The 4,603-nt window shown below is 40.4% G+C and carries 6 protein-coding genes and 1 pseudogene; 2 read left to right on the forward strand and 5 right to left on the reverse strand.

What is annotated here, in order from left to right; all coding sequences use genetic code 11:
- Nucleotides 1–487: 487 nt before the first annotated feature.
- Together PPOP_RS24110 and PPOP_RS09475 are read right to left on the reverse strand one after the other, a co-directional pair.
- Complete coding sequence (locus PPOP_RS24110) at nt 488–598, reverse strand: putative holin-like toxin (protein WP_234399763.1); 111 nt, start codon at nt 596–598, stop codon at nt 488–490.
- A 284-nt stretch (nt 599–882) separates the two neighbouring features.
- The gene (locus tag PPOP_RS09475; RefSeq protein WP_006286053.1) at nt 883–1,365 is read right to left on the reverse strand and encodes a hypothetical protein; all 483 of its coding nucleotides are present in this window, start codon (nt 1,363–1,365) and stop codon (nt 883–885) included.
- Nucleotides 1,366–1,662: 297 nt separating this feature from the next.
- Between PPOP_RS09475 and PPOP_RS24115 the strand changes: the two genes are divergently transcribed.
- Nucleotides 1,663–1,803 carry a hypothetical protein gene (locus PPOP_RS24115; RefSeq protein ID WP_234399764.1) on the forward strand — a complete coding sequence of 47 codons (141 nt, stop codon included), beginning with the start codon at nt 1,663–1,665 and terminating at the stop codon, nt 1,801–1,803.
- A gap of 354 nt (nt 1,804–2,157) precedes the next feature.
- On the opposite strand, the gene PPOP_RS09485 is transcribed toward PPOP_RS24115, so the two are convergent.
- From PPOP_RS09485 to PPOP_RS09500, 3 genes are all read right to left on the reverse strand, one after another.
- On the reverse strand, nt 2,158–2,625 hold the full coding sequence (locus tag PPOP_RS09485; RefSeq protein WP_006286055.1) for a hypothetical protein: 468 nt from the start codon (nt 2,623–2,625) through the stop codon (nt 2,158–2,160).
- Between the two features lie 785 nt (nt 2,626–3,410).
- Entirely contained in the window at nt 3,411–3,791 is a 381-nt protein-coding gene (locus tag PPOP_RS09495) for a PIN domain-containing protein (protein WP_006286057.1), read from the reverse strand.
- Nucleotides 3,778–4,026 (reverse strand): hypothetical protein, encoded by a 249-nt coding sequence (locus PPOP_RS09500; protein WP_006286058.1) that lies wholly within the window; start codon nt 4,024–4,026, stop codon nt 3,778–3,780. The genes PPOP_RS09495 and PPOP_RS09500 overlap by 14 nt, the downstream gene beginning before the upstream one ends.
- Before the next feature lie 319 nt (nt 4,027–4,345).
- On the opposite strand from PPOP_RS09500, the pseudogene PPOP_RS09505 reads away from it, so the two are divergent.
- Nucleotides 4,346–4,603, forward strand: a pseudogene (locus tag PPOP_RS09505) (IS21 family transposase); the annotation flags it as partial.

Below are 4,603 nucleotides of genomic sequence, written 5' to 3' on the forward strand. Positions count from 1 at the left end.
CTCACAACACATTTACTCGCCCAACTACGCTTTGCTTTTTGCCGTCCTTGTTACGGCTCAATCTGACCTCGATAACCTATTTTTCACCAGACTTCTAGAAGACGGATGACTAACAGAATTATCAGGCTTTACAATTGGTTTACTGCTTATTCTTGCTGGGGGATGGTCGTGGGACCGTTCCTCATAACCCGGAACAGTAGGCCTTTTGTCACTCACAGTTATCTCTCCTTTCGTTGTGTAATCATTAGTGATTCGACGATAAAGGAGATTTTTCCTGTTAAGGTTACAGGCGAAATGAAGAGCCGTGGGATCATTCCTGCATGTGGGCGGGAACAACACCCCTAGACGTATAAATCCCGTCATGGTAAGATATAAATATAAGAGGAGCCGTGCTGGTAACACGACTCCCGAGCAATAGCCGCTTTAAGAGCGGTCGGCATAGGGTATGTTTTACGAAATAGACCGCAAACCATTCCACTGGGGCGGTCTATTTCTTATGGTTCAAAAGAGCAATGACGACAGTAAAGATTAACGTCAGTAATAGAATGATAAACACACCGAAGTCAATCATAAGCGCCAAAGCGTCTTTTATCTCCATGTAGCGTCACCTCCCTTCCGGGAGATTTAGCCGACCGCACCATAAAGCCTTTCTATTGCTCGTCTATCATACCATATATTTCAATGTATGGGGACAGAAAACGACAATTTTTTGAGATTACAAAAACAAAAGCCCCGGAGTGATCCGAGGCTTTCTTACTATAAAAACGGCCCGCCCTGTTACACATCGATGAGAGGTGCGGGCATTTCATATAAAATAGAGCTTCGTTAACACTCTGAAGGTCACGGAGCAATGAAGTCCATGACCTATCTTTGTCATAACTATTATTTTTTATAAATTGTAGAACCAGTGACAAGACTGTACTCCTGTACATCTGAATTTGGAGCGATGTATTCGACTAGATAGTACCCGTCTTTTTCAGCAGTGATTTCTTTTCCATTAGGCGCAGTAGTAACTCCCCATTTTGTTGAGCCGTCAGGTAAAACCACATTATACCACATAATACCTGCACGTAGTTTTTGTCCTTGAGATAGCTGATAGTATTTAACTTTGCGTTCACCTGGCTTTAGAGTATGGTCAGTAATACCACTTGCTTTTTCATTTACATCTCTACCATCAATAAAAGATAAGGAATCGCGCGGTACGTCTAACTCCGACCGATAAATGATATTCACCGTGGGTTCGGTTGTTACAACCTCTTTAACCGATACTTCCGAAGCAGAGTCAACAACAGGAGATGCATAAATAGTAGGTGCAATTGCAGAGATTGCAAGCATAGCGAATAAAGAAAGAATCGTCTTCTTCATGGAAACGTCACTCCTTATTGGGATTATTTGATTCAATTACATTATAATGTATGAAATTATGATTGTACATAGAAATGTTTAATAACTTACGAAGAGGAAAGGATCAATAATAATGTCCTTTAATTTCGGATATCCGCGACCATCGCCGCTAGGTGCGGCTAGGTTTCGTCCCGTTCCGTCAGGGACTCGTCAGGCGTTTTGTGGACTCTTCCTCTCATGCACCCAGTGCATACCATCGAAAGTAATAAAGCCGCCAACTATGACCGGTTGTATCCCTATGTGCCTAAGGGGAGGAAGGTGGTCTATGAGGCAGCAGCAAAGGCGGCAGGATTAAGCCTCAATGATTTTGTGACGCGAGCCATCGAAGAGAAAATCGAACGCGAAGGGCTGGAAAGCCCGTCTGAAAATGAAGAGCAAGACGAAGAGCCTCAGGAGTAGTCCTGAGGCTCTTATCATTTTTAGACGGGTTAGGTTGCAAAAAAACGCGTATATTGGTAAGATGGTTGCAACAAGGATTTGTCAAGGGGAGATGATAAAAATGCAATCAGCGATTTTACATACAGACGAAAAAAGAGCCGTTAAGGGTGTTCGCCCCACGGCTCTTTTTGTGTTTCATAGTCCGTAAAAAGACAAGCTCCGGATCACTCCGAGGCTTTTGCGTTATAAAAACGGCCCGCCCTGTTACACATCGATGAGAGGTGCGGGCGGGGTCTGTTGTAACTAAATTATCATGGTTACCCGCTAAATGCAATATGGTGGATACATAAACCCATGTCCTATGTTTACATAAAATTATATAGCAAGTTCGCCGAGAATATGGTACTTCTTCACATCTAAATCTGGAACTTTTGGAAGACTGAATTCGACTGAATAGATTCCGTCTTTATCAGCAATTTTTTCTATTATTTTATTTTCTTCAGAAAAGTTAGTTCTTGAGCCATCAGCTAAAGTCATACTATACCCGCCAAAAAATATCGTTAATTTTTCTCCTTGATGTAGCTTAACGTATCTAACTATTTTGTGCTCACCTGGCTTTAGGCTAGATAAAAAAATTTCAGGCATTGGATAAGTACCATCATAAATATATGCGCCATTATCCGGTACCTTGGACTGATAAATGATATCCACCGTGGGTTCGGTTGATACAAACTCGTTAACCGATACTTTCGAAGCAGAGTCAGCAACAGGAGCTGCATAAATAGGAGATACACTTGCAAAAATTGAAAGCACAGCGGTTAGAGAAAGAATAGTCTTCTTCATGAAACGTCACTCCCTTTGGAATAATTTAACTTTCTACTACACTATAATATATGAATATATGATTGTAAATATAAATGTTAATAACTTACGAAGATGAAAGGATAAATGGTAATGTCCTTTAATTTCGGAGGGAGGGTGATGGGAAAGGATTTATATTTGAAGAACTAAAATACAATAAATTACATATTTTCTTCTTTTATCTTGATCAATAATCCATATTATAGTAAATTGGTGTTGGATATAGCAGGTAATAAATCTTCTAGGTGGAGGTGATGAAAATGAAAATAGTTGTATCGGAATTCACAGAAGAGAACAATGGACTTCTAGAATCTATTTTGAAGAAGTGTGAGTACGAAGAAGATGCGGTGTATAAGAGATTTGTAGTGTTATTAAATGTTCTGTGCAGTAAACATAATGTCGACATGGACATCGTTTCAGAACTTGAGGATTTATATATTGAAAAAGGATACGTATATTGTTCAACCTTTATCAAGTTGAGATATAGCCATAGCTAGTTGTTAACGTGTTAACCAGATGTTAACCCACTTACGATAAATATATGCACAATAACGAACACTTCACACAGTTTGGCCGCTACAAAAACAACTAAATGGACGCATAACACAATAAAAACTAAATGGGCGGCATGATGTAAACTAGCCTGAAATCCCTTGTGTATCAAGGGAACTCAAGTTAGAAAACGTCATTTGACCACATTTTGACCACATGGATAAAAAATAGGCTTCTCACGAGTTCAGATCGAACTTTGTGAGAAGCCTATTTTATTAAGCGTTGCGTAGTTCATCAAGCATTTGGTTAAGCTTCTTGTCAAATGTGAAAACGGTATGTCCACTGATCTTCGAGTAGGCGAAGAGCAAGGAGTCAACAAAATCGATTTTGATTTCACTGTAGACTTTTAAAGCTTGAACCAGAATACTTTTGTCATGCATTGTTATATTGCCGTAAGAAAGTAAGTTCTGCAAGGTATCATAGATATGAACTCGTTCGATCCGGTATACCTTTTCCAAGACGTATACGACTGCGGCTCTGACTTCGTTCGGAATAAAAATAGGGTGGTTTTCAATCTTGTCTCTGGCCTGATCAATGAATTGAATTGCATCTTGAAGCAGATAGCGCAGGATTATATTTGCATCAACGATGTTCATGCTTTTCTTGCACACCCTTTGCCCAAGCATCTTGTTCGTATTGCATTAAATCCAGATTGGCGTATTGTTTTAAAGCGCCTCTGGCAGTGGGAGATGAGGGCGCGGTATATTTAAATGAAGAGTGATCTCCGATAGGTAATATGATTAATTCCACATCTTGATTTTGAAGGTTCTCAGGAAGATCGACAATATGCTTTAGTGCATCACTATTCGTTATTTTTCTGACGAAGTTCATGTTAATCACCATCCTTTTATTAAGTATAGCTTAAAATGGAGCTCCTCACAATTGCGAAACTTACAGTTGCATCCAGCACACATTAGAGATTTTTCATAAGCTCATTAAACTTTTGGGAAGCCTCTTTTTTCATTGTCTTAGTGACGTGTAGATATACGGTACGGATTTGTTCTGTTTATTGCATACTAAAAATGCCTAGAATTGCAGCGTAAAAGTGCTTAGATCAGATGCAAAAAAAAGGAACTTGTCAGCCCCTTACATTCCTCCTATCGTTTAGGTTTGCTGAGAACTTCTGGAGCACCCTCCGGGAGAAGTACAGGTGGATTTTACCACTGTTCAGCTTAGTCAAGCGCAGAAGCTGCTCACCTACAAGCTGCTTGTGGTGTCCTTCCTCTATAGTAATGCTGCGTTTGTCTATCCGACACCGGCCGAGAACCAAGAATGTTTTTTGGAAGCGATGAAGCAGTGCTTTGAGCAAATGGAAGGTGTCCCTCAGCGGATATGGTTCGACAATTTGTCGGCTGCGGTGGTTCACATTGAAAAGCAGGGCCAGCGGCAGCTTACCGAGGGATTCCAG

Origin of the sequence: Paenibacillus popilliae ATCC 14706 (genome assembly GCF_000315235.1) — a bacterium.
Lineage (GTDB): Bacteria > Bacillota > Bacilli > Paenibacillales > Paenibacillaceae > Paenibacillus_B > Paenibacillus_B popilliae.